26 protein-coding genes are annotated in these 25361 nt (G+C 46.8%); 8 read left to right on the top strand and 18 right to left on the bottom strand.

Features of this window, described 5'->3' with window-relative positions; genetic code table 11:
* The first annotated feature begins 186 nt into the window (after positions 1-186).
* Complete coding sequence (pta, locus tag HMPREF1091_RS05250) at positions 187-1164, top strand: phosphate acetyltransferase (protein WP_002563798.1); 978 nt, start codon at positions 187-189, stop codon at positions 1162-1164.
* Positions 1165-1399: 235 nt separating this feature from the next.
* The gene (locus tag HMPREF1091_RS05255; RefSeq protein WP_002563799.1) at positions 1400-1966 is read left to right on the top strand and encodes a GNAT family N-acetyltransferase; all 567 of its coding nucleotides are present in this window, start codon (positions 1400-1402) and stop codon (positions 1964-1966) included.
* Between the two features lie 82 nt (positions 1967-2048).
* Here the strand turns inward: HMPREF1091_RS05255 and HMPREF1091_RS05260 are convergent, their stop codons facing one another.
* From HMPREF1091_RS05260 to rnd, 6 genes are all read right to left on the bottom strand, one after another.
* The gene (locus HMPREF1091_RS05260; protein ID WP_002563800.1) at positions 2049-3227 is read right to left on the bottom strand and encodes an acetate/propionate family kinase; all 1179 of its coding nucleotides are present in this window, start codon (positions 3225-3227) and stop codon (positions 2049-2051) included.
* Positions 3228-3345: 118 nt separating this feature from the next.
* Complete coding sequence (locus tag HMPREF1091_RS05265; protein ID WP_002563801.1) at positions 3346-3684, bottom strand: HIT domain-containing protein; 339 nt, start codon at positions 3682-3684, stop codon at positions 3346-3348.
* Positions 3685-3717: 33 nt separating this feature from the next.
* Positions 3718-3984, bottom strand: coding sequence for an exodeoxyribonuclease VII small subunit (xseB, locus tag HMPREF1091_RS05270; protein ID WP_002563802.1), 267 nt, complete (start codon positions 3982-3984; stop codon positions 3718-3720).
* A 2-nt stretch (positions 3985-3986) separates the two neighbouring features.
* Positions 3987-5342 (bottom strand): exodeoxyribonuclease VII large subunit, encoded by a 1356-nt coding sequence (gene xseA, locus HMPREF1091_RS05275; protein WP_002563803.1) that lies wholly within the window; start codon positions 5340-5342, stop codon positions 3987-3989.
* A 9-nt stretch (positions 5343-5351) separates the two neighbouring features.
* Entirely contained in the window at positions 5352-6047 is a 696-nt protein-coding gene (locus tag HMPREF1091_RS05280) for a zinc metallopeptidase (RefSeq protein ID WP_002563804.1), read from the bottom strand.
* 127 nt (positions 6048-6174) lie between these two features.
* Positions 6175-7305 carry a ribonuclease D gene (gene rnd / locus HMPREF1091_RS05285; RefSeq protein ID WP_002563805.1) on the bottom strand — a complete coding sequence of 377 codons (1131 nt, stop codon included), beginning with the start codon at positions 7303-7305 and terminating at the stop codon, positions 6175-6177.
* Between the two features lie 83 nt (positions 7306-7388).
* Here rnd and HMPREF1091_RS05290 point away from each other — a divergent pair, with 83 nt between their 5' ends.
* Positions 7389-8366 (top strand): diacylglycerol/lipid kinase family protein, encoded by a 978-nt coding sequence (locus HMPREF1091_RS05290; protein WP_002563806.1) that lies wholly within the window; start codon positions 7389-7391, stop codon positions 8364-8366.
* A 39-nt stretch (positions 8367-8405) separates the two neighbouring features.
* Here HMPREF1091_RS05290 and HMPREF1091_RS05295 read toward each other — a convergent pair whose 3' ends face one another.
* The 3 genes from HMPREF1091_RS05295 to HMPREF1091_RS08085 form a co-directional block, all read right to left on the bottom strand.
* Positions 8406-8735, bottom strand: coding sequence for an AzlD domain-containing protein (locus HMPREF1091_RS05295; RefSeq protein ID WP_002563807.1), 330 nt, complete (start codon positions 8733-8735; stop codon positions 8406-8408).
* Positions 8732-9421 carry an AzlC family ABC transporter permease gene (locus HMPREF1091_RS05300; protein ID WP_021736249.1) on the bottom strand — a complete coding sequence of 230 codons (690 nt, stop codon included), beginning with the start codon at positions 9419-9421 and terminating at the stop codon, positions 8732-8734. Before HMPREF1091_RS05300 ends, HMPREF1091_RS05295 begins: the two co-directional genes overlap by 4 nt.
* A 127-nt stretch (positions 9422-9548) precedes the next feature.
* Positions 9549-10130, bottom strand: coding sequence for a TetR/AcrR family transcriptional regulator (locus HMPREF1091_RS08085; protein ID WP_143273509.1), 582 nt, complete (start codon positions 10128-10130; stop codon positions 9549-9551).
* 290 nt (positions 10131-10420) lie between these two features.
* On the opposite strand from HMPREF1091_RS08085, the gene HMPREF1091_RS05310 reads away from it, so the two are divergent.
* The 4 genes from HMPREF1091_RS05310 to HMPREF1091_RS05325 all read left to right on the top strand — a co-directional run bounded on the left by HMPREF1091_RS05310 (position 10421) and on the right by HMPREF1091_RS05325 (position 15600).
* Complete coding sequence (locus HMPREF1091_RS05310; RefSeq protein WP_002563810.1) at positions 10421-10912, top strand: HD domain-containing protein; 492 nt, start codon at positions 10421-10423, stop codon at positions 10910-10912.
* A gap of 2 nt (positions 10913-10914) precedes the next feature.
* Positions 10915-11490, top strand: a complete 576-nt coding sequence (locus tag HMPREF1091_RS05315) for a putative ABC transporter permease (protein ID WP_002563811.1) — start codon at positions 10915-10917, stop codon at positions 11488-11490.
* Positions 11491-11558: 68 nt separating this feature from the next.
* Positions 11559-14867 carry an ABC transporter ATP-binding protein/permease gene (locus HMPREF1091_RS05320; protein ID WP_002563812.1) on the top strand — a complete coding sequence of 1103 codons (3309 nt, stop codon included), beginning with the start codon at positions 11559-11561 and terminating at the stop codon, positions 14865-14867.
* Between the two features lie 16 nt (positions 14868-14883).
* Positions 14884-15600 carry an acyl-[acyl-carrier-protein] thioesterase gene (locus HMPREF1091_RS05325; RefSeq protein WP_002563813.1) on the top strand — a complete coding sequence of 239 codons (717 nt, stop codon included), beginning with the start codon at positions 14884-14886 and terminating at the stop codon, positions 15598-15600.
* Here the strand turns inward: HMPREF1091_RS05325 and HMPREF1091_RS05330 are convergent.
* From HMPREF1091_RS05330 to HMPREF1091_RS05340, 3 genes are read right to left on the bottom strand one after another with little or no spacing between them, the layout of a single operon-like run.
* Complete coding sequence (locus HMPREF1091_RS05330; protein ID WP_002563814.1) at positions 15593-15913, bottom strand: hypothetical protein; 321 nt, start codon at positions 15911-15913, stop codon at positions 15593-15595. The two genes, HMPREF1091_RS05325 and HMPREF1091_RS05330, sit on opposite strands and share 8 nt — an antisense overlap.
* Positions 15897-17228: a Y-family DNA polymerase gene (locus HMPREF1091_RS05335; protein ID WP_002563815.1), complete on the bottom strand. Its 1332-nt coding sequence runs from the start codon at positions 17226-17228 to the stop codon at positions 15897-15899. The genes HMPREF1091_RS05330 and HMPREF1091_RS05335 overlap by 17 nt, the downstream gene beginning before the upstream one ends.
* 25 nt (positions 17229-17253) lie before the next feature.
* Entirely contained in the window at positions 17254-17832 is a 579-nt protein-coding gene (locus HMPREF1091_RS05340) for a DJ-1 family glyoxalase III (RefSeq protein WP_002563816.1), read from the bottom strand.
* A gap of 116 nt (positions 17833-17948) precedes the next feature.
* Between HMPREF1091_RS05340 and HMPREF1091_RS05345 the strand changes: the two genes are divergently transcribed.
* Positions 17949-18260 (top strand): MGMT family protein, encoded by a 312-nt coding sequence (locus HMPREF1091_RS05345; RefSeq protein WP_002563817.1) that lies wholly within the window; start codon positions 17949-17951, stop codon positions 18258-18260.
* Here the strand turns inward: HMPREF1091_RS05345 and HMPREF1091_RS05350 are convergent.
* The 6 genes from HMPREF1091_RS05350 to HMPREF1091_RS05375 all read right to left on the bottom strand — a co-directional run bounded on the left by HMPREF1091_RS05350 (position 18257) and on the right by HMPREF1091_RS05375 (position 25152).
* Complete coding sequence (locus tag HMPREF1091_RS05350; protein WP_002563818.1) at positions 18257-18628, bottom strand: GAF domain-containing protein; 372 nt, start codon at positions 18626-18628, stop codon at positions 18257-18259. The genes HMPREF1091_RS05345 and HMPREF1091_RS05350 overlap by 4 nt on opposite strands.
* Positions 18629-18802: 174 nt before the next feature.
* Positions 18803-20035 carry a peptidase U32 family protein gene (locus tag HMPREF1091_RS05355; RefSeq protein WP_002563820.1) on the bottom strand — a complete coding sequence of 411 codons (1233 nt, stop codon included), beginning with the start codon at positions 20033-20035 and terminating at the stop codon, positions 18803-18805.
* A 202-nt stretch (positions 20036-20237) separates the two neighbouring features.
* The gene (locus HMPREF1091_RS05360) at positions 20238-20984 is read right to left on the bottom strand and encodes a DUF3825 domain-containing protein (protein ID WP_002563821.1); all 747 of its coding nucleotides are present in this window, start codon (positions 20982-20984) and stop codon (positions 20238-20240) included.
* A 97-nt stretch (positions 20985-21081) separates the two neighbouring features.
* On the bottom strand, positions 21082-22161 hold the full coding sequence (locus HMPREF1091_RS05365; RefSeq protein WP_002563822.1) for an ABC transporter ATP-binding protein: 1080 nt from the start codon (positions 22159-22161) through the stop codon (positions 21082-21084).
* Positions 22162-22164: 3 nt separating this feature from the next.
* Positions 22165-23874 (bottom strand): ABC transporter permease, encoded by a 1710-nt coding sequence (locus HMPREF1091_RS05370; RefSeq protein WP_002563823.1) that lies wholly within the window; start codon positions 23872-23874, stop codon positions 22165-22167.
* Between the two features lie 132 nt (positions 23875-24006).
* Positions 24007-25152, bottom strand: coding sequence for an ABC transporter substrate-binding protein (locus tag HMPREF1091_RS05375; protein ID WP_002563824.1), 1146 nt, complete (start codon positions 25150-25152; stop codon positions 24007-24009).
* Positions 25153-25361 lie beyond the last annotated feature (209 nt).

A 25361-nucleotide genomic window follows, 5' to 3' on the forward strand; every position in this document is an offset into this window, starting at 1 on the left:
TAGGCCAACTGGCCCGCAGGCTCAAAAAAAGCGAGTGTGGGATGATCCCACATCTCGATTGTATGGTTGATTTTATCACGTGTGTCTATAATGGTGACACATCGTGTAAAACGTCCGTTGGTTGTGCATAATCGCTCCGGCGCTCGACTGCACGAGTATGTCGTAGATTTTTGGGAGGGGTTTTGCATGAGTGATTTTCTCAATCGCATGAAAGCTGCAGCAAAAGCAGACAAAAAGACTATCGTGTTGCCCGAGGGTGAAGATCCACGCACCCTCGAGGCAGCCCGCATGATTGTGGATGAGGGCATTGCCAACCTTGTTATTTTGGGCAATCCTGACAAAATTACCATTGATGGTGTTACGGTCATTGATCCTATGAACTCTGAGAAGCACGAGGCATACTCACAAAAATTTGCTGAGCTGCGCGCTAAAAAGGGTGTCACCATTGAGCAGGCTCGCGCACAGATTAACGACGCCACCTACTTTGGCACCATGATGGTAAAGATGGGTGATGCTGACGGTCTGGTTTCTGGCGCATGCCACTCCACAGCAGATACCCTGCGTCCTGCACTGCAAATTCTTAAAACCGCCCCCGGCACTAAGCTTGTCTCGGCCTTCTTTATTATGTGTACCGATACCAGCGAGTTTGGTGAAAACGGTACCGTCCTCTTTGCAGACTGCGGCCTGAACATTGCTCCTACCGCCAACGAGCTTGCAGAGATTGCAGCGGCATCTGCCAACTCTTGGAAGACCTTCATGTCTGATGAGCCTCGTGTGGCCATGCTCTCCTACTCCACTATGGGTTCTGCTGGTGGAGAAACTGCAAAGAAGGTCCAGGAAGCTACCGCCATTGTTAAGGAAGCCTATCCTCACTTGGCAGCAGATGGTGATTTGCAACTTGATGCGGCTTTGGTACCCAGCGTGGCCGCACTTAAGGCTCCCAACTCAAAGGTTGCTGGCAAGGCTAACGTCTTAGTCTTCCCCACGCTTGAGGCGGGCAATATTGGCTACAAACTGGTACAGCGTTTTGCCCATGCACAAGCTTACGGCCCCATCCTTCAGGGTATTGCCAAGCCTGTCAATGACTTGTCTCGCGGCTGCTCTGCAGCAGACATTGTAGGCGTTGTTGCTATTACTGCAGCTCAAGCCCAAATGGCAGAGTAATCAAAAGTAGCGTACGTCTTTTTGCTCTCATATAAGCGATAGCTCTCGAGAAACTCCGGATGCCTGGCAGCAAACCTATGCATTCGGAGTTTTTTACAGGTTCGTTTTTGTATAAGTTCATACCTGTGATACCAGTGAGCGCTAAATTTTGACTGTGCCGTACACATTGATACACAAACGTATAGAATAGTGCAGCTATTTGTATCACGTAAAAAAGAAAGGGTGACTTACTTACATGGATATCACTTCTTTGGTATTTCAGTTCAATGCTAGCAAGCCACTTTCTCAAGAGCTGAGCATCGCATTGGCACAACCGACTGACGTCGATCAAATTATGGATACCATCACTGCAGCACGTGCTATTATGCGTGCTAACAATAACTTTGCACAATGGACGAGTGAATACCCTTCCCGCGAGCTTATCATCCAAGATATTGCTGCTCACCGTGGTCTTATCTGTGTAGACGCAAGCCACAAAGTAGTTGGATATATGGTTATATTCTTTACCCCAGAACCAACCTACGCCTCCCTCGATGGGAGCTGGCTGAACGATACTGATCCCTATCTAACCGTTCATCGAATCGCTGTACGTCAATCCGGTTTAGGCGTTGGCCGCATGTTGATGCAGTTTGCCATGAGCTGTGGTTTGAGTGTTCGCGCAGATACCCATGAGGTTAATACACCCATGCGCACGCTCTTGAAAAAGCTTGGCTTTTCTGAATGTGGCACCATCATTATTGACGATGGCACTCCTCGCATTGCTTATCAGTGGATGCCTCATACCAGCTTTGATGCTGCGTAGCAACAAATAAAGCCCTAACAACAGCGGTGTGTTGTTAGGGCTTATCTATGCAATAAAAAGACAACGCTGCCGACAAAAACAATTAGTTGCCCAAAAGATCCTCTACATCCATGGCAATCATGAGCTCTTCGTTGGTAGGAATGACCAAGACCTTAATAGCACTATCCTCGGTGGAAATAACGCGAGGCTCGCCAGAACGAACCGCATTAGCCTGCTCATCCAGCTTGACGCCCAACCATTCCAGCTCTCGAGCAACACCAAGACGCATAATATCGGAGTTCTCACCAATACCGGCAGTAAACACCATAGTGTCAAAACCGTGCATAGACTGAGCCATCTCGGCAATAAGTTGAGAAGTGCGGTAGTAGAACATCTCTAGGGCAAGCTCACAGTTTTTATCGCCACGAGCAGCACCCTGTTCAATATCGCGAGAATCAGAAGAAACGACAGAGAGCGCAGCCAAACCAGACTTTTTGTTCATCATGGTATCTACTTCATCAACGCTATAGCCGCCAACACGCTGAAGATAAAATACAGTTGCAGGATCTACCGTACCGGTACGGGTACCCATAATAAGACCATCAAGAGGAGTAAGGCCCATGGTGGTATCCATAACGTGCCCGTCCTCAATCGCGGCCAAAGAAGCACCTGAACCAAGATGGCAGCTTACCAGCTTGTGGACCTTGTCGCCCAAAAGCTCATGCGCGGTGCGCCAAATAAAACGATGAGAGGTACCGTGAGCACCATACTTGCGAATATGCAGCTTATCTACCACATCGCGGGGCAGCGCATAACGCCAGGCCTTCTCGGGCATGTTGTAGTGGAATGACGTGTCTGCAACAATGACGTTGCCAATGGAAGGAAACATCTCGCGACAAATCTCGATAACATCTGCCTCGGCATAGTTGTGCAAAGGTGCCAAAGGTGCTACCTCGCGCACCCATGCCAGCGTTTCTTCCGTTACAACCTTAGACTCAGGAAAATACCAACCGCCCTGAACTACGCGGTGACCAATGCCCTCAATCTTGTTGGTATCAAAGCCTGCTTTATCAAGAATATCAAATACGTACTTAACGGCAACCTTATGGTCTGGTAATGCTACCTCAAGCTTTGATTTAACACCCTGCTCCTCATGACCAATAAATGAGTCATTGATGCCAATACGCTCACAATTGCCTTTTGCGTACACCTCATGCGTGGTGGTATCCAGCAGCTGATACTTAAGCGATGAGCTACCTGCATTGATAACCAGAACGTTCATGTATTCTCCTAAACGATCAATACCTAATGTGCTTGCTGTACAAAAATTGCAACTCTTCAATAATACGACCAACACAGCACAATGACACACACGTGGATGAGTTTAAATTAAAAAACCGCTAAGCAAGCTGATCCGATAAACGCTTGCCGCCCAAAACATGCCAATGAAGGTGATTAACCGTTTGACCAGCATCCGCGCCCACATTGGTAAGCACGCGAAAACCGCTGTCTTTAATACCGGTGCGCTGCACAACTTGCTCGACGCACTCCACCATGGCCATAAGCGTTTGAGCATCCACTCCATCAAGCAGGTTGTCATGATGAGCTTTAGGCACTACCAGTACGTGTACTGGAGCCAAAGGAGAGGCATCAGCAAAGGCAGCTGCCAGTTCATTTTGATATACCATTGTGGTTGGAATCTCGCCCTTGGCAAGCTTGCAAAAAATACAATCACTCATGACTACCCCTTCTTATTTGATTGTTTGAATACTCTATTCGTTGATAAACGCGGTCGAAGGCGCAGCGGTGGTATCAGGCGCAGCGGCTGCAGAAGCATCTAACAATACCTGTACGCGCTGCTCAGCATGCGCAAGACGTTCACGTAAATCATTGAGAAGCTCGACGCCTCGGTTGTATTTCTCAAGCGCTACCTCAAGCTCAAGGTCACCGCTTTCGAGCGAGCGTACAATCTGCTCAAGCTCGATATTAGCCTCTTTAAAGCTCAAATCCTTAAGAGGAGTTACCTGCGTCTGATCCATCTTTACTTCTCCTGTTCCATGGAAGTTTTGTTTTGTGTCTGGGTAACCACCACATCCAGCTGGCCCTTATTTAACAAAACACTTAATTGATCATTGGGGCAAACATGGCTGGCATCACGCACCACTGCACCCGACGGTGTCCGCACAATGGAATAACCACGAGAAAGCACGTTGAGTGGAGAAAGCGCCTGTAAGGATGCAGCTTGACGATCTAATGCTAGGGCATACGGACGAGTCATGCGAGCAGCTGCACCGGTAAGACGCCCACTGAGTACTCCCACATCATGCAAGCGACGCTCCACAATGCGTGGCAGCGCATCCATTAAACGCTGCTCCGTTTGCATCAGAGCACTGACCCTATCGTCCACTAAAGAGCTTGGATCGATAAGACAACGATGCTTTGCAAGGGCATCAAGATGGGTTTTCTCGATAGACAAGCGATTTTGCATAGCAAGCGCTGCACGATTAGCAGACGCATCCACTACACCTCTGGCAGTGGCCACTATGGTGGACATAGTCTGCACCAAACGCTCCTGCCTCATGTTGACGGCGGCCACAATCTCCGAAAGAGCAGGTGCCACACTTTCTGCTGCAGCGGTTGGCGTAGACGTACGACGATCAGACACCATGTCACAAATGGTTACATCGGGCTCATGTCCTATGCCAGTGATTACCGGAACAGGACACGCAGCAACTGCACGGGCCAGCGCCTCATCATTAAAGCACATCAGATCCTCGTAGGACCCGCCACCGCGCACCAGCAAGATGCAATCCGGTTGCGCTGCAGCAGCAACCTCCAATGCGTGAATAATGGTTTGCGCTGCCGTAGCGCCCTGAACAGCACAGCCAGCACACAGCAACTCTACCAATGAATTACGGCGCGACAGCGTACGACGTACGTCTTCAATGACGCTACCGGAAAGTGAGGTAACAACGGCTACACGCGTACAAAAGAGGGGAATTTTGCGTTTGCGGGCACTATCCATCAACCCCTCTGCCTCGAGCTTTTTTGCAAGCGCAGCCACCTGCTGGCGCAACAGTCCTTCTCCAGCTACCGTAAGCGTTTTTGCTTTAAAGCTCAGCTTTCCGGAAGCCTCATACACATCAAAGGAGCCCGTCATTTGGATTTTAAGGCCATCTTCCAAATCAAAACCAGCAGCAGCGTAAATGCCACGCCACACAATAACGTCCATGGTGGCAGAAGCATCTTTGATTTGAAAATAGCAATGCCCGGAACGGCTGTTAGGCCCTCTAAAGCCAGAAACCTCACCGACAACAGTACATACAGGAATAGATCCCACTGCCATTTTGGCCTTATGTATAGCTTCCGAGACACTCAGAGTAGGTTCATTATCCATAGCAACACACTAATCTCTCGAAGACCTTGAGAGCAGATACAGCAATTGCAACACAGAAACCAGCGCGGCTGCAACATAGGTAAGCGCGGCTGCAGTTAACACCTGTTTTGCGCCTCTCTCGGAAACCTCATCTAAACCAGATTCACCCGATGCGATATACGCTACCGCACGACGAGACGCATCAATCTCTACAGGAAGCGTAACCAGATGGAATACCACAGATGCTGCAAACAGCGCGATTGCCAGCTGAACCAGACCCGTAAATTGAAGCATCACGCCTAAAAGAAATAGATATATCCAAGCGTTAGAAGCAAACTGCACTACCGGCACTAAAGCCGAGCGAATCTTCATGGGCACATAGCCCTTTGCAAACTGCACCGCATGACCTGCTTCATGACACGCTACTGCGATAGAAGCAACTGAGCCACCCGTGCGATTGGCCTGTGAAAGATTAAGAACATTGGTGCGTGGATCAAAATTATCCGTGAGCTCACCATCAATGGACTGAATTCCCACGTTAGAGGCACCGTTTACCTGCAACATATGACGTGCAACCTCTGCACCCGTACGTGAAACATTGGCGTCCACACCTGACCAATAGGCGTAGGTTTTCTTGATATAGGCTTGCGTGCCCAAGCCTATAGCCGTGGACAGCAGCACCAAAAGAATATATGCAAAATCGCCACCAAAAAAGTAATACGGCATTATACGATCCTCTCAAACCAACTAGGGTAACCCAAACGGTAGTTCATAGGGCACTCCATACAAGTACGGTATATGTACCCAGATATACACACCGTGCTCAAGGCAGCACTTTTGCTACAAATTTCTCCTACAGAAATTCGATATGGCCGTCTTTGACCGTAAGGCCCGTTTGCCCATCCAGCAGCGCTTGCAATTGCTTGCCTACCAAATCGTAGCGCCAGCCTTTAGACAATCTGGACGTATGAGGATGCGTGGCAAACTCATATAAATCATCACGTGTCGAGATAAGCTGCGTAGCTACGCCGCTTTTATCGGCAACCATACGAACCATGGCATACATCAGGTCAAGCACGCTTTCCATAGTGGATGAAGGGCGTGGCTTTTTCTGAATAGTGGGCATGTCTTGAGCTGGACAATGCAAGCCAGTCACTACCGCCTTGCAGATATCACTGCAGTCAAAGGAGGTGAGTTGCTCTGTTCCACGAATACGTTGTAGCTTGTGCATGCTTTGAGGAGCTAATTTACAAATTTCCACGATGGTCTCGTCAGACAATATCCATTTGCGTGGAACATCGCGCGCGCACGCCATGGAATCGCGCCAGGCACACAGCTCACGTGCAAGAGCAAGCTGCTTGCGCGTTAACGAGTTGGAGCGCTTAAGACGACGATACGCCTCACGAGGATCCACGTGCCAATGGCTGGGGTCACAAAACGCCTCGAACTCCGGCATCACCCAGGACAGGCGATTTTGCTTCACCAGAGACGTAATCATCTGGTCATAGATACCCGGCAAATACCGCACGTCATCCTCTGCATACTCCAGCTGTTCACTATCAAGGGGACGATATGACCAATCCGTAAGAGAGGCAGCTTTGGGTAGATGAACGCCCGTGTAAGCCTCCACCAAGGCACCATATCCGAGCTGCATGCGATAACCCAAAAAAGCCGCCGCAAGCTGCGTATCAAAAATGGGATGTGCAACCACGCCAAGCGTATGGTCAATAACCTCCATATCCTGGCTGCAAGCATGGAAAATCTTTACTACAGACTCATCTGTTAAAAGCTCTTTTACCGGTGTAAGGTCCTCAATGAGCAGCGGATCAATTGCTGCAGTTTCCTTGGCGGTTCCAATTTGGATCAAGCACAAGCGTGGATAAAAGGTTTTCTCGCGTAAAAATTCCGTATCAACCGCCACGGCCTTCTCGGCACGAACACGGGCGATAAATTCCTCCATCTGGGAGAATTCTGAGATATACATTGATTCCTCTCGGCAACAAAAATCCTTCGCTAGTATCATAGCTAAGGTAAGGTGCTGAGGTATGCAGATGTGGGAGGATTTTGATGCGTGCTCTTATCATCCACAATCAGATGTCTGGGTTTGGCTCAGATGCAATTTACGAGTTTGAGCGAGCGTTGGTCAAGCAGGGTGATGAGGTTGTGCTGCGCATCCCCACCGCCGATTTTGTGCCCCAAGACGTCTTAGCGGATGCGAATAACTTTGACATAGTTGTCCTATCGGGCGGCGACGGCACTATGGCATCGCTGTTATATTATCTCCGTAACACTACGATTCCTACCTGCGTATTTCCTTCTGGCACCTCTAATTTGTTGTTCCTTAATTTGGGGAATGCGCCCGACCCCGCTTCCATTGCCCTTGCCTGTCGCGCGCGCAAAACCATTACTGCAGATTTAGGTGAAATGTCTTGGACTGACGAGAAGGGCGTGGAGCATACCAAGGGATTTTGTCTCATGTCCGGCCTGGGCTACGACGGTGAATTTATGCGAATGGCAGCAGAAAACAAATCTGCCCTTGGCGAAGCAGCATACTTTGCTGCTGCGGTTAAAACGCTTAATCCCCAAGTATCACACTTTAGTATTACCGTTGATGGCAAAACGTTTGAACGTGATGGCATTGCGTGTATCGTAGCCAACAATGCCATGATCCAGGGTGACATCAAAATCATTCCAGAAAACACCATGACCGATGGCTTGCTTGATGTCATGGTCCTTGAGGTTAACCAAACCGTTGAGCTGCTTCCTTCCGTGGTTGCCTCCATTCTTGATAAAACGGGCAAAGTGCTTGAGCGCCCCATGATTGAAAGCTTTAGAGGTAAAAACATCGAGGTGCAGGCACAAAATCCCATGGCTTTGCAAATTGATGGCGATCCTATGGCAGACAACATCACCAGCTATCACGCGCGGGTGCTCGAGAAGACCAATCGCTTAATCGTTGATGATGTCAGTTTTTATGCAAGCCAGGCAACACAGCCAGACAAAACCTTGCCCGAAGCAAAGGTTATTCCTAACCCCTTTACCTAGAAGCTCCGCCCGCTTTTATCGACCAGTATCGGTCAGTATTTAGAAGGGAATGCACAGCAAAAGAGCGTAGGCAATAACACCACTCACGGCACACCAGAGCAATGAGCGGGTTTTTCGAGCTACTACTACCACAAAGGCGGAGGCAATAAGTGGAGCTATGCCCTGTTGTAGGCCCTTATCAAACATAGTGGGAGACAGAATATCATTAGCTACCAGTGAGGCAAAGGCTGCCGTGGGAATCAGGCCCAGCACCTCATTAATGCTTTGTGGGATATCCTTACCCTTAAGAATCAGCATAGGCGCAACGCGCAGCACAAACATGGTTGCGGCACAGCAGCCATAGAGTATAAGAAAATCTTGTATACTCACTCGCCCATCACCCTATCGTATATAACGCCAGAACAAACGCCTAAAAGGGCTCCGAGCAAAATAGCTGGACCGGCTAAGCCAAGATACTTGCACGCAAACACGCCAACCATGGAAGTAGCAATAACAACCAGAGCGCGTTTATCGATACGTTGAACACAGAGCAAGCAAATAAAGATTGCCGTCATTGCAAAGGATGCCAGGTTCATGGGGATGGAAATGACAGAACCTACCAAACAACCAATCATATTTGAGGCAATCCATGAACACTGGCAAAACACATTGACCAAGCTGGCCTTTTGCACGGTCCAGGAGCTAGCATCGCTAAAGTGCTCCAGGTTAACGCCAAAGCTTTCATCCGTTACAGTGGACGCAAAAAACACGGTAGCAAGCCTATTTGCGCGTTTGGTATGAGAAGAAAGCGCTGCAGAATAGAGCATCTGGCGCGTGTTGACAAACGAAACGCTCATGATAATAGATGCTAAAGGAGAACCTGCCATAAGCATATTGGCAGCCATGAATTGCCCAGCACCAGAATAAAAGAGTAGAGACACAATAAAGATCATCCAGGGCTGCAGACCAGATGCGCTTTCCAAAATACCACAGGGAATACCAATAGAAAGGTATCCAACCATGACGGGCGTAGCGGCTCGGAGTGCCTCGTGTATATCATTTCTGGAAATGCTCACAACCCACCTCTGCATCAGGACTTCTCTAGCACGTATAGATACTAGCGCCTAACGCACAGACATATGAGCTCATGCATAATTTCAAGAGTTTTTATACAAGCTTGAGCGTTTCTTTATTGAACAGAATTTATTGAGCAGAATGTTCGCTCAAAGCATTGAGTCCCGCAGAGGCAAGTGAGTCAACCGTGTTGGCGATCTCCTCTACTGACTGTGTTTGTGCACCTGAATCCAACCAACGCTGTACAAGCGCAATAACACCACCAGATACAAAGCCTGCAACTGAGACAATGCCCGCCTTGGCCTTGTTGGCATCCACAATACGAGCCTCTAAAAACTCACGCACCCGCTCCATAAACTGATCATGCACACGTGAATTGAGCAAACAGGCAAGCTCCGAGCTTGTATCGGCAGCTAAAGCACCAATGTTGGTAAGTACCTCTTTGACATGATCTGCAGAAAAATTAATGGTAGTGCCACCAAAAGCGTCCTTGATAGATGTCAGCGCAGACTCCTGCATTTCATCTACCACGGCAAACACCGTATTGTAATGAGCCAAGAACGTCTTTTTGGAAATAAGGGCACGATCAGCAACATCTTTGATAGTGATTTGAGACAAATCGCGCTCTGCCATAAGCGACAAAACCGCCTCTTTAATAGCACGACGCGTCTTAACAACACGCATATCCAGCTGATTTTTGACCGATGACATAGCCACTGCCTCCACCAAAAACTCTTGCCTTTTGTTCTGTTCTCTTACCCTGCCTATAGCACACACAAGCATACGCGCTACAAGCAAGCCCCCTCCTGTACACCCTTGATTGTGTGCAACTTCTGTTTATGGTTCCCACTATAGCAAGTTTTATTACATTTAGGTCACTTTTTTTGACTTATTTCCATTTTAGGAAATAATACTAATTGAAGCGAGAAAACTGTACGCAAAACAAAAGCCGAGAAAGCCGTGCACTAGAGGATGCTCAAAACGATAAGCGGAGAACCACGATGAAATTTGCTGACCTGACAGATGACTTTACACAGCTTGCACTACCTGTGTTGTCTCATCCTCGCGTTCGTAGCATGGATCAATTCATACAGCACGGCAGTACAACCACCCTGGACCACTGCATGGCGGTAGCGTACTGCTCGCTGCTCTTTGTTCGCACACTAAACATTACCTGCAATGAACAGGACCTCGTAACCGCTGCCCTGCTGCACGATTACTACTTGTATGACTGGCATATTAAAGACGCATGCCCACAGAGACTGCACGGGTTTTCTCATCCTCACTTAGCCCTCCGTAATGCTATGGAGGATTTTATCCTATCCAAGCGCGCAAAAAACGCCATTAAACGCCACATGTTTCCCCTGACCCCTATCCCGCCCAAATACCGTGAAGGCCTCATCATTTGTTTTATCGATAAGATCTGTTCCACCTACGAAATTTTTGCCAAGCAGCCCTGGGCTTGGGCGCATTTAAGAGAGCTGGAGGTATAGCTATGCTAAATCCGGTTTCTGGTGTTGTTGTAAGCTTCTTTGCCTATGCCTTTTTTGGATGGGCTTGGGAAACCGTCTATTGTTCGCTTGTCGAGAAGCACTTTGAACGCCGCGGCTTTTTATTTGGTCCCATCTGTCCCATTTATGGTGTGGGAGCCATGAGCGCTGTCTTGCTTTTAGACTGGATTCAAAACCCCTGGCTGCTCTTTGCGGCTGGTGCACTCCTTTCCACAGCTATAGAGCTTATCGGTGCCCATATATTGCTTGTCTGCTTTAAAAGGCGTTGGTGGGATTACTCACATATCCCGGGTAATTACAAGGGATATATCTGTGTGCCGGCAACAATACTTTTTGGTCTGTTTTCTGTTGCCTGTGTACAGGTCATACAACCCGCGCTGATGCAGGTGCTTTATGTGCTCGCTCCTCATACGTTAAATCTCATGGCTGCAAGCTTCCTTGGCTTGTGCTTTGTAGACCTTATTTGCAGCATCGACCACGAGCTAATAGGTGTTTTGCCGCTTGATGGAGCAAAAAATCGCATTATGTACGAATTACAAAACTACATGTATTCACGCTAGAAACCGTCTAATTTGGTCCACGAGGGGTAAAATTATCCCAAAGCTATATTCTGCAGAAACTGGACCATATGATTGAGCTAAAAAACATTCATAAAGCCTATACTACAGGCTCCTTCGTACAAACCGCCCTTGATGATGTTTCTGCCACCTTCAGAGACAATGAGTTTGTAGCAATCTTGGGTCAATCTGGCTCTGGCAAAACCACCATGCTTAATATTTTGGGTGGACTTGACCATGCAAATAGCGGTGAGATTGTAATCAATGGCGTCTCTACCAAGCAGTACAAAGCTAAAGACTGGGATACGTACCGCAATCATCATGTTGGTTTTGTATTTCAGAGCTATAACCTCATTCCTCACCAAAGCGTGCTCTCTAACGTAGAACTGGCACTTACCCTTTCTGGTGAACATGGAGCCTCCAGGAAAGAACGTGCACGTAAGGCACTGGAGCGCGTAGGACTTGCTGATCACGCCCATAAAAAGCCTAATCAGTTGTCCGGCGGTCAGATGCAGCGCGTTGCCATCGCGCGCGCTTTGGTAAATGATCCCGACATTGTTCTTGCAGATGAGCCTACTGGTGCTTTGGATAACAATACCGGTATCCAGATTATGGACCTCTTACGTGAGGTTGCTCATGACCGCCTGGTCATCATGGTCACTCATAACCCAGAGCTCGCTCAACACTATGCAACCCGCATTATCCGCTTGCAGGATGGCAAAATTGTTGATGACTCCATGCCCTTCTCGGCTCCTCAACAAGATTGCAAAGCCGGTGCTGTCGATACAAGCGCTGTAGATGCAAGAGCTGTTCCTGCTCAGAGGTCCAATAAGTCAGGTAAGGCTTCGATGTCTTTTTTGACTGCCTTGGGCTTATCGGCAAACAACTTGATGACAAAAAAGGGTCGTACCATTTTGACGGCCTTTGCTGGCTCCATTGGCATTATCGGCATTGCAGCAATTTTGGCTCTGTCCAACGGCGTCAATGACTACATTGCTCAGACGGAAAAAAATGCCATGTCATCCTATCCGCTTACTATCAATGAAAATGCGGCGGACTTTACCAAGCTTCTTACTACTATGGCACGTGCCAATTCTGAGGACAGACAAAAAGATGTTAAAGAGGGCCAAATTGGCATTACCTCGGATGTTTCTTCCATGTTTGACACGGTCAAAAAGAATGATCTGGCAGGATTTAAGAAATACATTGAGTCTTCTAGCAGCTCCATTAAGAGCAACTCCAATGCTATTCGCTACAAGTACAATGTTGCACCCAATTTTTATCTACCTACAGCAGATGCTTCAACGCTACCCTTGGGCAAGGTGCTAGAATCTGGTCCTCAAGGCAGCACGTCTATGATGGGCCTGTCTTCTAGTTTTGGTAACACCAGCACGGATTCGTTCCAAGAGCTTATAGACAACCATGAAGTACTTGCTTCACAATACACGGTAGTTGCCGGTAGATGGCCTAAAAACTACGATGAAGCGGTCTTAGTGTTGGACAAAGACGGTCAGCTGTCTGACTACACCTTGTACAACATTGGTGTGCTTGACCCCGACATCTTCCGTAACCTTTTGAGCAACCTCACCAAGGACCAAAAGTCTACGGTAGAGGCAGCCAAAAATATCACCTTTACCTATGAAGACGCACTCAAACTGACCTACAAAGTGGTTGAACAGCCTACGCTGTATCAATTTAATTCGTCCACTAATACCTGGTCTGACATGTCTAATGACACCACCTACATGCGTCAGGCTATCGATAAGGGTATTACAGTTAAGGTTGTAGGCATTATTCGTCCTGCAGAGGGTCAGTCAAGTGGCTCACTATCTCAAGGCATTGCCTACACCAGCGATTTAACGCACAAGCTTATGGAAGACAATGCCCAAACAGATATTGTTAAGCAACAAATTGCCAACCCTGAGGTTGATGTCTTTACAGGCCAAACATTTGAACAGCTCAAGAACAACGCCAATTCAAGTTTGGATTTGAGCAAGCTGTTTACTGTTGACCAAAAGATGCTTGCCTCTGCCTTCTCATTTGATACCTCAAAATTATCGAGCTTAAGTTCTGCGCTCGATCTCTCAAAACTTGATACCAGTAAGATGGACCTTGATCCCTCTGCTCTTACGTTTGATACCGATGCGCTTACCCAATCCATTACACCTGACATGATAATGAGATTGCTCCAAGGCGCACCTAAGCCTGATTTTGAGAAACTTGGTCAACTGCTGGGTACGCTCGATCCCATGCAACAACAGCAGATTACTGATATTCTCCAGCAGATTGCTAACGGCTTTTTGCCTTGGTGGTATGCCCAACATCCTGGCCAGTCTCTTACGCCAGATATAGATCTTAGTGCGGATTTACAGGCTTATTTACAGTCTGAAGCCGTTCAAACCTTGCTTGGTCAGCTCAACTCTATTGTGGGTGATACGTTTAAAACCGGTATTCAATCCTTTGCGGAGGAGTACTTTAGCAAGCAGTTTGTTCCCTATCTTCAACAGCAAATGAGTGAGTTTGCACAAAAGGCAGCTCAAAGCATGATGGAACAGATAAGTTCTGCGCTGCAGTCTCAGATGAGCGTCCTTACAAACGGATTAACAAGTGCTTTGCAAAGCAGCCTGTCCAACAGTGCTCAAAGTTTACAAAATGCATTCTCTTTTGATCCCGCTGCCTTTGCTAAAGCCATTCGCTTTAATATGACCCAAGAAGAGCTTATGGCTATGTTTACCAATCTTTCTTCTGCACGGCGTTATTCGTACGATAGCAACTTAAGCAAGCTTGGCTATGGCAACCTAGACAAACCAAGTGCTATTGATATCTATCCCAAAGACTTTGAGGCAAAGTCCACCATCATGTCCGAGATTGATTCGTACAATGCCAAGCTGAGAGAAGAAGGCAAATCAGATAACACTATTACCTATAGTGATCTTACCGGAACACTTATGACGTCGGTAACCAACATTGTGAATATGATTTCCCTTGTACTCATTGCGTTTGTAAGTATTTCATTAGTGGTAAGCTCCATTATGATTGGCATCATTACCTATATTTCGGTACTGGAACGCCGCAAAGAAATTGGTATCCTGCGTGCAATGGGTGCATCCAAACGCAATGTGGCTAATGTCTTTAATGCAGAAACCTTTATTGAAGGACTCATCTCTGGTGTATTTGCCATTCTTGTAGTGGTAGGTCTATCCATTCCTATAAACGCTCTTGTTGAGCACCTTAATGGCATACGTAACATCATGCAATTAGCACCAGGTTCTGCAATTATCCTGATACTTATCTCTATTGTTTTAACCGTTATTGCTGGCATTATTCCTTCTCGCTCTGCTGCTGCAGCAGACCCAGTAGAAGCCTTGCGCAGCGAATAAGAACAGAGGCGATGTATTGTATTCCTTTTCTTCGCGCGTACGTTACAGCGAAACCAATAAGCAGGGTATCTTGTCTTTAGTTTCGCTTGTAAATTATTTGCAAGATTGCGCACTGTTCCAAACCGATACCTTAGGTGTTGGTCTTGATCATCTTAGCCAAAAGAACATCGCATGGTTTATTGCAGCCTGGCAAATTCAAATACAAAAAATGCCTCGCTATGGGCAAGATATTGTCGTGAGCACCTGGCCCACCCAGTTAAAGGGTGTAATTGCACATCGTAACTTTACTATTTGTTCCCCTGAAGGCTTTGAATACATCCGTGCGGACTCCCTTTGGTTCATGTTTGATTTTGCCAAGCAATCCCCTATTTTGCCTCCAGAAGAGGAGTGGGCTCCCTATAGGTCACAGATGCATGAACCATTGGACATGCCAAAAACGTCTCGTAAGGTGCGCATAGATCCTCAGCTTGAAGCTACGATCAAACCTTCTTTTGTGGTAAGCGCTCAAAACCTTGATACCAACCATCATGTAAACAACGCACAGTATATAGACTTTGCTCAAGCTGCTGCAGGCGACATATCCTCATTCAAACGCATAGCCGTACAGTATGTTTCTTCAGCCACGCTTGGAGATATCATTGTGCCTGCGGTGTATGCCACCTCTGATAGCATCACCGTAAGTCTTAATGGAGCTAACGAGAAGCCCTATGCTCTTGTGCAGTTTCTTAACTAAGCCAGCCTAACACTTCATCCCAAATGAGATGCGCATCAGCTGTGGCTGCGGTATTTTGCGGCTGTTCATCTAAATGCTCATCAGACCATACATGAATACGTGCATGAACCCCATCTCCCGCCAGAGCCTCACGTTCAGCCTTTTGTTCTTGTTCGCGCAAGGCCTCTGCAAACCCCTTGAGCGGCTCAAACGGCTGAAATATTTTTGCACGATCAGCAAGGGCCATAGGACTATGGTGAGACAGAGCCTCTGGATATACTTGCCCATCCTTACGATGCTTCTGGTCCTTCTCGTCCTTATTGTGCTTCTCCACTACGGTGCCCTCCAATTTGCAGATTACGTTCACGCGCAGTGGCCTGCGGAAGCAGGTCAATACCACGAAGCAAAGCGTTTTTGCCAAACTTTCTTTTTACATCATTGATCGTATGGCTCATGGCATGTTCTTCAGACAGCTGCTGTGTATTAGAAAACAAATCAAGCTGCACATCAGCTGCTTGCTCATCAATCACTCTCGTAGCAGCAAACCCCACCCGATGCACCGCACGATGAGGAAGGCACTTCTCATAAAACAGCTGTGCTGTTGCTTGACGAATTTGCCGAGAAGATGCAGTAGGCACAGTAAAGCTATAGCTACCCGTAGAAGCAGGACCTCGATGCTGATGCAGGGCAAGAGATTGCTTTATAAGCTCGCGCTCAGCGGTACTGTTAGCGGAATACCCAATATACAAAGAAATCCCTGATGCCTGTTTATGCTGCTCTACCAGCTGTAATGCAAGCTGGTCTGCCATTTCTTTAAACACAACAAGTGTATCTTGCAAGGTGTAATCATGGTCAAAAACCTGCGCTGTAGAGAAGGACTGTGTGCATGGCCGATATGCTTTAATATCTGCCATGGTTGTTGGCTCTATGCCCCAAGCGTGGTCTATGAGAATCTCTGCATCAATACCAAACTCCTGATACAAGGGCTCAATTGGAGCTGCTGCCAGTTGACCCATGGTATGGATGCCCATGGCTGCTAACCTACGAGAAATTCCCGGTCCAATGCGCCAAAAATCTGTGATTGGTGTATGGTTCCACAGGTGTTCTCTGTAGCTCTGTTCGGTAAGTTCGCCAAAAAAATCACTACGATGCTTGGCAGAAATATCCAATGCAATCTTTGCCAAATAGAGGTTGGGACCCATACCACAGGTAGCAGTAATACCCAAGGTGCGAGCAACATCTGCACGAATAGCCTCTCCCAGCTCACGTGCACTCATACCGTATAAAGATAGGTACCCCGTAATATCAAAAAAGGCCTCATCGATTGAATATACGTGAATGTCCTCTTTGGCAATCCACTTCAGGTATACGCCATATACTTCAGCGGAGCGCTTGATATATAAAGACATGCGTGGCGGTGCCATAATGTACTTGATGTGTTTTGGTATTTCAAATACACGACAACGGCCGGGCACACCCAAGGCCTTCATCGCAGGAGATACCGCCAAACAGATAGTTTTAGCAGTGCGCGTAGGGTCCGCCACAACTAAGTTAGTTGTAAATGGATCAAGACCCCGTTCAACACACTCAATTGAGGCATAGAATGACTTGAGGTCAATACACAAGTATGTCCTGTTATGCTGTTCCATACTCTAAGATGCTCTAGTTCTTACGCTAGCGCAGTGCAACAATGCTTTGAGATACCTCTTGCACGACCTTCTCACCCAAATATGTGCGTACAATTTCTAAGGCAAACGCAAGAGCTGTAGCCATCCCCTGGCTGGTAATGATGTTGTCATCATGCACCACAGCAGCATCCACAAGCTTTGCTCCATGCTCGGTTATTAGATGCTGAAAGCTGGGATTGGCAGTAGCAGAACGCCCCCGTAAAAGCCCTAATTGAGCAAGAATAGAGGGTGCGGCACAAATAGCAGCAATATACTTTTTGGAAGAGACAAATTCTTTGAGTGCATCACACAAAGGCTCACAAGCAGCCAAATTGGTGGTACCGGGAAGTCCTCCAGGCAAAACAAGCATGTCATAGGAGTTAAAGTTAAAATCTGCATCAGGCACACTACATTGACAGCGAAGCGCTACGTTATGAGAAGAGATAACACTGAGCTGCGAAGTAATAGAGACCATATCACAAGGAATACCAGCACGATATAAGATGTCTACAACAGTAAGTCCCTCAATCTCTTCCATACCGTTAGCAAAAAATACAGCAACGCGCTTGTCCGTCCGAGCCTCCATGGTACCTCCCCTATCCAAACACCAGTTCTATATTGTATACTATCACTATTCTCAGACAGTATGTTTGGCATAAAACGGGCACAAGTATGTAAGCATCGCAACGTAATGGGATGAGCATGGGACAGTTTAATGAACAGGTCTATGAGGTAGTTAAGCAAATACCTCCTGGTAGAGTGGCAAGCTATGGGCAAGTTGCTCGGATGATTGGCAGGCCTCGCAATGCCCGCTTTGTAGGATTTGCCCTACATAGCAACCCTCAGCCCGGTATTATTCCTTGTCACCGTGTTGTGTTTAAAGACGGCTCGCTCGCACCAGGCTTTGCCTTTGGCGGACCAGAAGCCCAGCGTGCACTTCTGGAACAAGAGGGTATTCAATTTTTAGATGACGGTCGGGTGGATATGGAACAGTGCTGTTGGGAAGTTTATTAGCAAGCAAGCGGTTTAAATGCAGTCCAATCAATAAGTTTCTCGATAGCTGCTACCAGCTCTTCTAATAACGTGGCATCTTCTGCCGAGAAGCGCGCCAAGCTCGTAGAATCAATATCTAAAACGGCAACCACCCTACCCGAGACATCTCGTACGGGCACCACTATCTCAGAATTGGAAGCCGCATCACAAGCAATGTGACCAGCAAAGGCATGAACATCGGGTACCAACTGCGTTGTATTCGTTGCAGCACAAACACCACAGACGCCTTTACCCCATGCAATGCGCGTGCAAGCAATCTTGCCTTGGAAAGGCCCTAAGACAAGTTCTGGATTCTTCTGTAAGGATTGAGTCTGCTTGTCCTGCAGCATATAAACCCAACCCAACTTACATCATCCAGCGTTTCCCACAACAGTGCTACCACATTAGAGAGCGCTGGCAGCCATGCACGGTCGGCTTGCACCAGTTCAAAGGCCTGTTTTGAGAGCAGAGATTGAGCCATGACATCTTCCTCATGCTTGAATATGCTTTACGCTACAAAAAGGCTATTGCTTAAGGCAGATAAGATCGAGCGGGTCAACCGCAAAGGGAAGCCAAATTTTATAGGTTCCCATAGTGCGAGACATCACATCACAGGGTGTGTAGGCGTCATACCCATTCCACTGCTCAACCGTTCCCAGCGTGCACTCGCGGATGGGATAGTGTGCCGATAAAACCTGGAGCTGATCGGAAGCCTTGGCCTTATTGCGACAATGTACCTGAACCTCATACCTTCCCTGCTCGTCAGGCTTCTCAGCGCAAGCAATGACGGAAGCAACCATAAGACGGTCGCGCATATAGTCCACATGACCAGGGTTTTGGGTAGGATTGCCATAGAAGAATCCGGTGGAGTACGGACGGTGGCTCACGGCGTCAAGCTCGCTGATCCACTGTTGGGCTGGCTCTCCATCTAGAACATGGCGATATGCATTGGTAACACAGGCAGTATAATATGCCCCTTTTGCACGACCCTCAATCTTGATGGTGTCCACTCCAGCGGCCGCTATATCATCGAGGTGTTCCAGCATGCACAGATCATTAGAGGACAAGATGTAGCTCCACTTGTCATCTTGTTCTATATCCATACGACGGGTATCTGGTTTGGACTCCTCTACCAACGCCCAGCCCCAACGGCAAGGCTGTGTGCAAGCACCCACATTAGCCCCACGCTCTCGACCAACCAGTTCACTGGACAAAAAACACCTGCCCGATACCGCCATACACATAGAACCATGGGCAAAAACTTCAAGCTCAAGCTCAGAACTTACTCGACGACGAAGCTCAGCTATTTCCGCCAGGGCCATTTCTCGAGCAAGCACAAGGCGGCGCGCACCTAAGCGCATATACTGCTCGGCAGCAAGCGCATTCATGACGGACGCTTGCGTAGAGACATGAAGCGCAAGCTTTGGTGCATATTTTTGTACCAATGCCATACCGCCCAGATCAGCCACAATAGCAGCGTCAACACCAATGTGATTGATAAAGTCAAGATATGCAGGCAAACCATCGGTATCCTCATCACGCATGATGGTATTAAGCGTGATGTGCACACTGGCGTTTTTGCTATGAGCCAGCTTTACCGCTTCTTCTAGCTGCACATTATCAAAGTTTTTGCTGCGCGCGCGCATACCCCACTGCTTGCCAGCTAAAAAAACTTCATGAGCGCCAAAGTGCAAGGCCATTTGTAATTGTTCAGGACCACCCGCTGGTGAAAGTAGACGAAGGGGCAACGCAGACATAGAACTCCTCGTTCAACCGTCATTTTTGAAATCACATGAAATGACAAAGGAACCACATCTTTTGATGTGGTTCCTTTGTCATAATTCAAAAAAACAATCAGTACAAAACAGAACACTAATGCAAAACAAAAATAGTAAGAACAAGAAATAGTAATATAATTATTATATCCAAACTCCCATAAAAGTCAATAGCTCTCAGTTCTTATCTCTCAATTTTAAGCCATGCACTATCTGGTCGCGCAATTAAGCGAGCATTATTATATGCCATATCAAGAGTTAAACAGGTATGACCTAGATACTGATCTCCTGACTCACTCTTACTAACAACAAGCGCTAAATCAGGAACACTCGGATCAATTAGGCATATCGGAATAAGCAACTGAATATGCCCTCTGTAATATTGGGGCACTGCTGTCTTATAATTTGCATCTATCATATGCTTTGCATGCTTTATTGCACCATCAAACAGAATTTCTCTATTCATTTCTTCGCGCACTGACTTGGGAATACGATTTCGATTTTCTGTATTTCCAAATATATGTGCATATTGCGGACAGATTTCACAGTTTGTATCAAAAACTAAATCAGCTGGGTTTTCAAAATAGTTTGCCCTTTTAGGACGAGATGAAATCCCCATTGATGTCAATTGATACTCAGTGTAGAAGCCGTTGAGGAACCACTTTTGACGATTAGGAATTTCATTCCTCGTAAAATAGGTATAGATTGCTTCGTAATGTTCTGTATATAATCCCGTGTTAAAAAGTGCATAGTCTTCTGACTGAAATATATTGTTCTCTTCAACTAGCTTCAAAAAAGTATGCATTATATAGCTTTTAAGTATTGTATTTGTTGGTTGATTGTCAAAATTCCATTTTTCTGGACACATTCCAGAAAGATATGAAAGCTTCTTACCAAATTCATGACAAAATGCAAACTCAAACAATTCCATAGCACTCCTCCTTAATAAACTAGTTGTAATTATCAATATAGTGAACTCAAACTGATAAACATATAAGGTATTTGGTGAACGGATATCTAACAAATTTTTACAAGACGTGAACCTCATCCTTGGTAAAGTTTACGAAAGCCTCATCACCTACGTTATAAATCTTGTGCGTACGAGGATTGAAGTCCGTGATCTTAATAAGACAATCACCCACCATAACCTGATAGTTTTGGTAATGGCCCATAAAGCGAGACAGCACCACCTTGCAAGGCAGGACACCTTGGTCCGCAAGCGTAGCAGACTCAGGACGCAAAACAATACAGCACGCGCTTCCCTTCTGCAGGTGTTTGCAGCCGTCCACCTCAAGAGTCTGTCCTTCAAAGCTGCACAGAGCACTTTCTTCCGTGGGCTTATCGGTAACCGTGGCATGAAGGAAGTTAGATTCACCGATAAAGTCTGCGACAAATTCATCTTTTGGATGATAGTACACGGTTTGCGGATCACCAATTTGGTCCACGAGACCCTTCTTCATAACAATAATGTTGTCGGACAATGCCATGGCCTCAGACTGGTCATGTGTAACATAAATAGCAGTAATGCCAGCCTGTTGCTGAATACGACGGATCTCATTACGCATATCTACGCGCAGTTTGGCGTCCAAGTTAGACAAAGGCTCATCAAAGAGCAGGACACTAGGCTCAATGACCAAAGCGCGGGCCAGCGCAACACGCTGCTGCTGACCACCAGATAGCTGGTTGGTCATACGATCTTCCATGCCCTCCAGACCTACCAGCTTAAGGATGTTGAGGACCTTTTCGCGAATGGTCGCTTTATCCATCTTGCGCAGCTTGAGGCCGTACGCAACATTATCAAAAATATTGTAATGAGGCAGCAAGGCATAGCTTTGGAACACCATTGCCGTATCACGATTATTGGGTGTGATCTCATCAATCTGCTCATCGCCCAAGAAAATCTTGCCTTCATCCGGAGATTCAAAGCCAGCAATCATACGTAAAATGGTGGTCTTACCACAGCCGGAAGGTCCAAGCAGGGTCACAAACTCGCCGGGATTGATGGTGATGTTGGCATCATGAACGGCGTAAAAGTCTTTACCTGTTTTAGGATCCTGATAAATCTTGGAAACGTGCTCCAGAGTAATACCTTTTTTCTGCTTAGTCATGAGTTACTCCTCCTTGAGTGCTTGACTGGTTCCGAAGTGCTTCATGACCCAGTTCATTAACAAGACCGAACCGTAGGTAATTACAATAAGAATGGTTGCAAAAGCACAGGCCATACCATATGAACCCTTGCCTGCAAACTCGTTAATCTGAACAGTAATGAGTAAGAACTGTGGTGTAACCAGCAAAATAACTGCGGAAATTGCCGTAATGGAACGAACAAACGCCGTAACCAAACCGGACAGGAATGAGTCTTTAATAAGCGGTAAGGTAACCGTCATAAAGACCGTAAAACTATCAGCGCCCATATCGTAGGCGGATTCCTCAATGGACTTATCGATCTGACGTAAGGCAGAAATACCAGAACGCGTACCCGTTGGAAGCGAACGTACGACAAACACGATAATCAAAATTAAGCCAGTACCATACAGGCCCTGCATAAATCCGGTATGCAAAATACCGCTAGAAAAACCACGGATGTAACCAACACCCAAAACGGTACCAGGAACTGCCATGGCCAACATGGACACAGCCTCTATAAAGCCACGGAATCTAAAGCGCCGCTTAACAACAAGGTAAGAAATGATCATGGACAAAAGCGCAGTAATGGGGGCAGCAATAAGCGACAACATAAAGGAGTCGCGGAAGGCCTGCAAGCCATGATACTTAGTAAATACCAAGGTAAACCACTTGGTCGTGAGGGCATAGTTGGAGCCCCAGGAACGCACAAATGACCCGTAAGGAACCATCAGGTACATGGAAATGACAAAGATTGCTACACCACCGCACAAAAGAGAAAGCGGTATGCGTACAGAATTATCGGTAATCAACATGCGCGCACGGCTTGCTTTACCAGAAAGCGTTGAGGTGCTTTTTGCCTCAAGGATATACTTCTGAACAATAAACATCAGAAGGGTGATGGCAAGCAAAATAACGGCCATTGCAGCGGCACCTTGTTTGTCATACGCACCGGTAATCTGCAAATAGATGGATGTTGCTAGCGTATCGTATCCACCACCGATAATCATAGGGTTAGCAAAGTCTGCAATGGACTCAATAAAAGAAACGAGAAACGCATTGCCCAGACCAGGCAAAATCAAAGGAAGCGTTACACTGGTGAACACTTTCCAACGGCTTGCCCCCATATCGCGTGCTGCCTCTTCTAGGGACGGATCAATGTTTTTAAGGAGTCCCTTGAGCATCATATAGCACACAGGGAAAAACGTCATAGTCTGAACGATAAAGATACCCCAAAAGCCATAGATATTGTTGTCATAAATGCCCAGTAAACTGCGGGTAATAAGGCCTTTTTTACCAAACATCATGATCATAGAAAGAGACAGCACAAAGGGAGGTGACACAACAGGGAGCATGGATACAACCCTAAACAGAATATCCATGAAGCGGGTATGCAGCTTAACGTAGACCTCTACATAGGCAAAGAGCAAGCCGATAAGTGCTGACAAAATACCAACCGCAAAGCCCACCCTTAAGGTATTGGAGATCGATCGCGTAAACGAAGGTAACGCCAAAATGCGATGAAATACATCAAGCGTTATCCCCTTTTCTGAGACAACGGAATCTACCATAAGAATGGCTAGAGGATATAAGATAAATAAGGTAAGAAATACAATCAATACGATAATGGTCGTAACCAAAATCGGGTCACCCAACAGCTTTTTTCGATCAAGCCGAGCGCTTTGGGTCTTTGCCATACTACTTCCTAACTCCATGCGTCTGTATTTGCAAATCAAACCGGGTAGACGAACTTTCCGTCTGCCCGGTCTTTAGAGTAGCAAACTTGAGAGGTTTTGCTGACATCAAACTTATATAGACATGCAGATACGCTATTCCGTCTTAAAGCGATTATCGCCGCCACCCAGAGCCTGCATGACATCCTTTACGTACTGCTCGGTATGCTGCTTTGCATCCTCAAAGTCATAATCCATTACGTTGTTGGGATCCAAGCCATACTCTTCTGCAATCTTAGGCTGCTGAGCATTGTCGATTACCAAGAACTGATAGGCACCGTTTTCCTGTGCACGATTTACACAAGCGGGAGAAAGCGCATATTCAACCCAGAGCTTTGCAGCGTTAGGATGCGTTGCACCCTTAAAAATAGCCGTTGCGCCAACCTCATAAGAAGCACCAGAGGAAGGAATCTGAAGACCAATATTGTCATGCTCTTGATCAACAATCTGATAAATACCGTCATGCAACATACCCAAACCAATGGTGCACTCTCCGGTACCAATAGCCTTAGAAGGACCAGAGCCACTCTTGGTGTACTGAGCAATGTTCTTGTCAAGATTTACGAGATACTCAATGCCTTTGTCATGGCCATACTTCTGGATAACCGTGTTTACAACCAGCTTAGCAGTGCCAGCAGTGTTGTAGTTAGAAGACCAAATCAGACCCTTGTACTTCTCATCCGTAAGATCTGCATAGTCCTTAGGAGCATCAATCTTGAGGCGCTCAAGCTCTTCCTTATCGTACATAATACCGAGAATACCCTTGTAAACGCCATACCAGTCATTATTGGTAGACTTAAACTTATCAGAGATAAGGTGAGAAGCGTTCTTGGGGTCATACTGCTCCAGCAGGCCCTTAGAAGAAACAACATTGTATGGATCTGTAGTGCCACCAAACCATACGTCTGCAGAGGGATGACCGTTCTCTTCTTCTATCTTTGCTGCAACCTCACCAGTAGAAAGGCGCTGTGCCTGCACATCAATGCCATACAGCTTTTTGAAATTATCGCAAACTGCTGTCATGTGCTCCTCTTCGCAGGAACCATATACAATGAGTTTGCCCTCTTCCTTAGCAGCCTTAACTAATTCTTCTGGAGCACCAATAGCCTCTACTGTATTGGTATCGGTAACGTTAGCGGGCTTAGCCTTGTCTTCAGAGCCACCCTTGCTGCATGCTGCCATGCCAAGACCAGCAACCACCGCACTAGCACCAAGGAAGTTACGACGAGTAAGGTTAATCATAAAAACTTCTTTCTCTCTTAGCCATTCACTATAAGTGCTCACAGGTACGATGAAAGAATACCTATTTATTACAATACCTATTTATTACTAATGTTACGTACATTGGAAGCATTGATAAGCACTATTCGCCCAGTGGACGATTTTTAGCGGTTCTCGTCATGTTTTATTGCTACCTGATGCCGTTTATCGATTCTTGGCGCCGTTAAGCG

It is taken from the genome of Atopobium minutum 10063974 (genome assembly GCF_000364325.1).
GTDB lineage: Bacteria > Actinomycetota > Coriobacteriia > Coriobacteriales > Atopobiaceae > Atopobium > Atopobium minutum.

Bases quoted from the DNA above. Each gene is read 5' to 3' on its own strand.
- pta (WP_002563798.1), top strand. From the start codon at position 187: ATGAGTGATTTTCTCAATCGCATGAAAGCTGCAGCAAAAGCAGACAAA.
- HMPREF1091_RS05320 (WP_002563812.1), top strand. From the start codon at position 11,559: ATGATTGAGCTAAAAAACATTCATAAAGCCTATACTACAGGCTCCTTC.
- HMPREF1091_RS05345 (WP_002563817.1), top strand. From the start codon at position 17,949: ATGGGACAGTTTAATGAACAGGTCTATGAGGTAGTTAAGCAAATACCT.
- HMPREF1091_RS05350 (WP_002563818.1), bottom strand. From the start codon at position 18,628: ATGCTGCAGGACAAGCAGACTCAATCCTTACAGAAGAATCCAGAACTT.
- HMPREF1091_RS05335 (WP_002563815.1), bottom strand. From the start codon at position 17,228: ATGGAACAGCATAACAGGACATACTTGTGTATTGACCTCAAGTCATTC.
- HMPREF1091_RS05310 (WP_002563810.1), top strand. From the start codon at position 10,421: ATGAAATTTGCTGACCTGACAGATGACTTTACACAGCTTGCACTACCT.
- HMPREF1091_RS05340 (WP_002563816.1), bottom strand. From the start codon at position 17,832: ATGGAGGCTCGGACGGACAAGCGCGTTGCTGTATTTTTTGCTAACGGT.
- xseA (WP_002563803.1), bottom strand. From the start codon at position 5,342: ATGGATAATGAACCTACTCTGAGTGTCTCGGAAGCTATACATAAGGCC.
- HMPREF1091_RS05265 (WP_002563801.1), bottom strand. From the start codon at position 3,684: ATGAGTGATTGTATTTTTTGCAAGCTTGCCAAGGGCGAGATTCCAACC.
- HMPREF1091_RS05280 (WP_002563804.1), bottom strand. From the start codon at position 6,047: ATGCCGTATTACTTTTTTGGTGGCGATTTTGCATATATTCTTTTGGTG.
- HMPREF1091_RS08085 (WP_143273509.1), bottom strand. From the start codon at position 10,130: ATGTCATCGGTCAAAAATCAGCTGGATATGCGTGTTGTTAAGACGCGT.
- HMPREF1091_RS05255 (WP_002563799.1), top strand. From the start codon at position 1,400: ATGGATATCACTTCTTTGGTATTTCAGTTCAATGCTAGCAAGCCACTT.
- HMPREF1091_RS05290 (WP_002563806.1), top strand. From the start codon at position 7,389: ATGCGTGCTCTTATCATCCACAATCAGATGTCTGGGTTTGGCTCAGAT.
- rnd (WP_002563805.1), bottom strand. From the start codon at position 7,305: ATGTATATCTCAGAATTCTCCCAGATGGAGGAATTTATCGCCCGTGTT.
- HMPREF1091_RS05365 (WP_002563822.1), bottom strand. From the start codon at position 22,161: ATGACTAAGCAGAAAAAAGGTATTACTCTGGAGCACGTTTCCAAGATT.
- HMPREF1091_RS05315 (WP_002563811.1), top strand. From the start codon at position 10,915: ATGCTAAATCCGGTTTCTGGTGTTGTTGTAAGCTTCTTTGCCTATGCC.
- HMPREF1091_RS05355 (WP_002563820.1), bottom strand. From the start codon at position 20,035: ATGTCTGCGTTGCCCCTTCGTCTACTTTCACCAGCGGGTGGTCCTGAA.
- HMPREF1091_RS05360 (WP_002563821.1), bottom strand. From the start codon at position 20,984: ATGGAATTGTTTGAGTTTGCATTTTGTCATGAATTTGGTAAGAAGCTT.
- HMPREF1091_RS05370 (WP_002563823.1), bottom strand. From the start codon at position 23,874: ATGGCAAAGACCCAAAGCGCTCGGCTTGATCGAAAAAAGCTGTTGGGT.
- xseB (WP_002563802.1), bottom strand. From the start codon at position 3,984: ATGGATCAGACGCAGGTAACTCCTCTTAAGGATTTGAGCTTTAAAGAG.
- HMPREF1091_RS05375 (WP_002563824.1), bottom strand. From the start codon at position 25,152: ATGATTAACCTTACTCGTCGTAACTTCCTTGGTGCTAGTGCGGTGGTT.
- HMPREF1091_RS05260 (WP_002563800.1), bottom strand. From the start codon at position 3,227: ATGAACGTTCTGGTTATCAATGCAGGTAGCTCATCGCTTAAGTATCAG.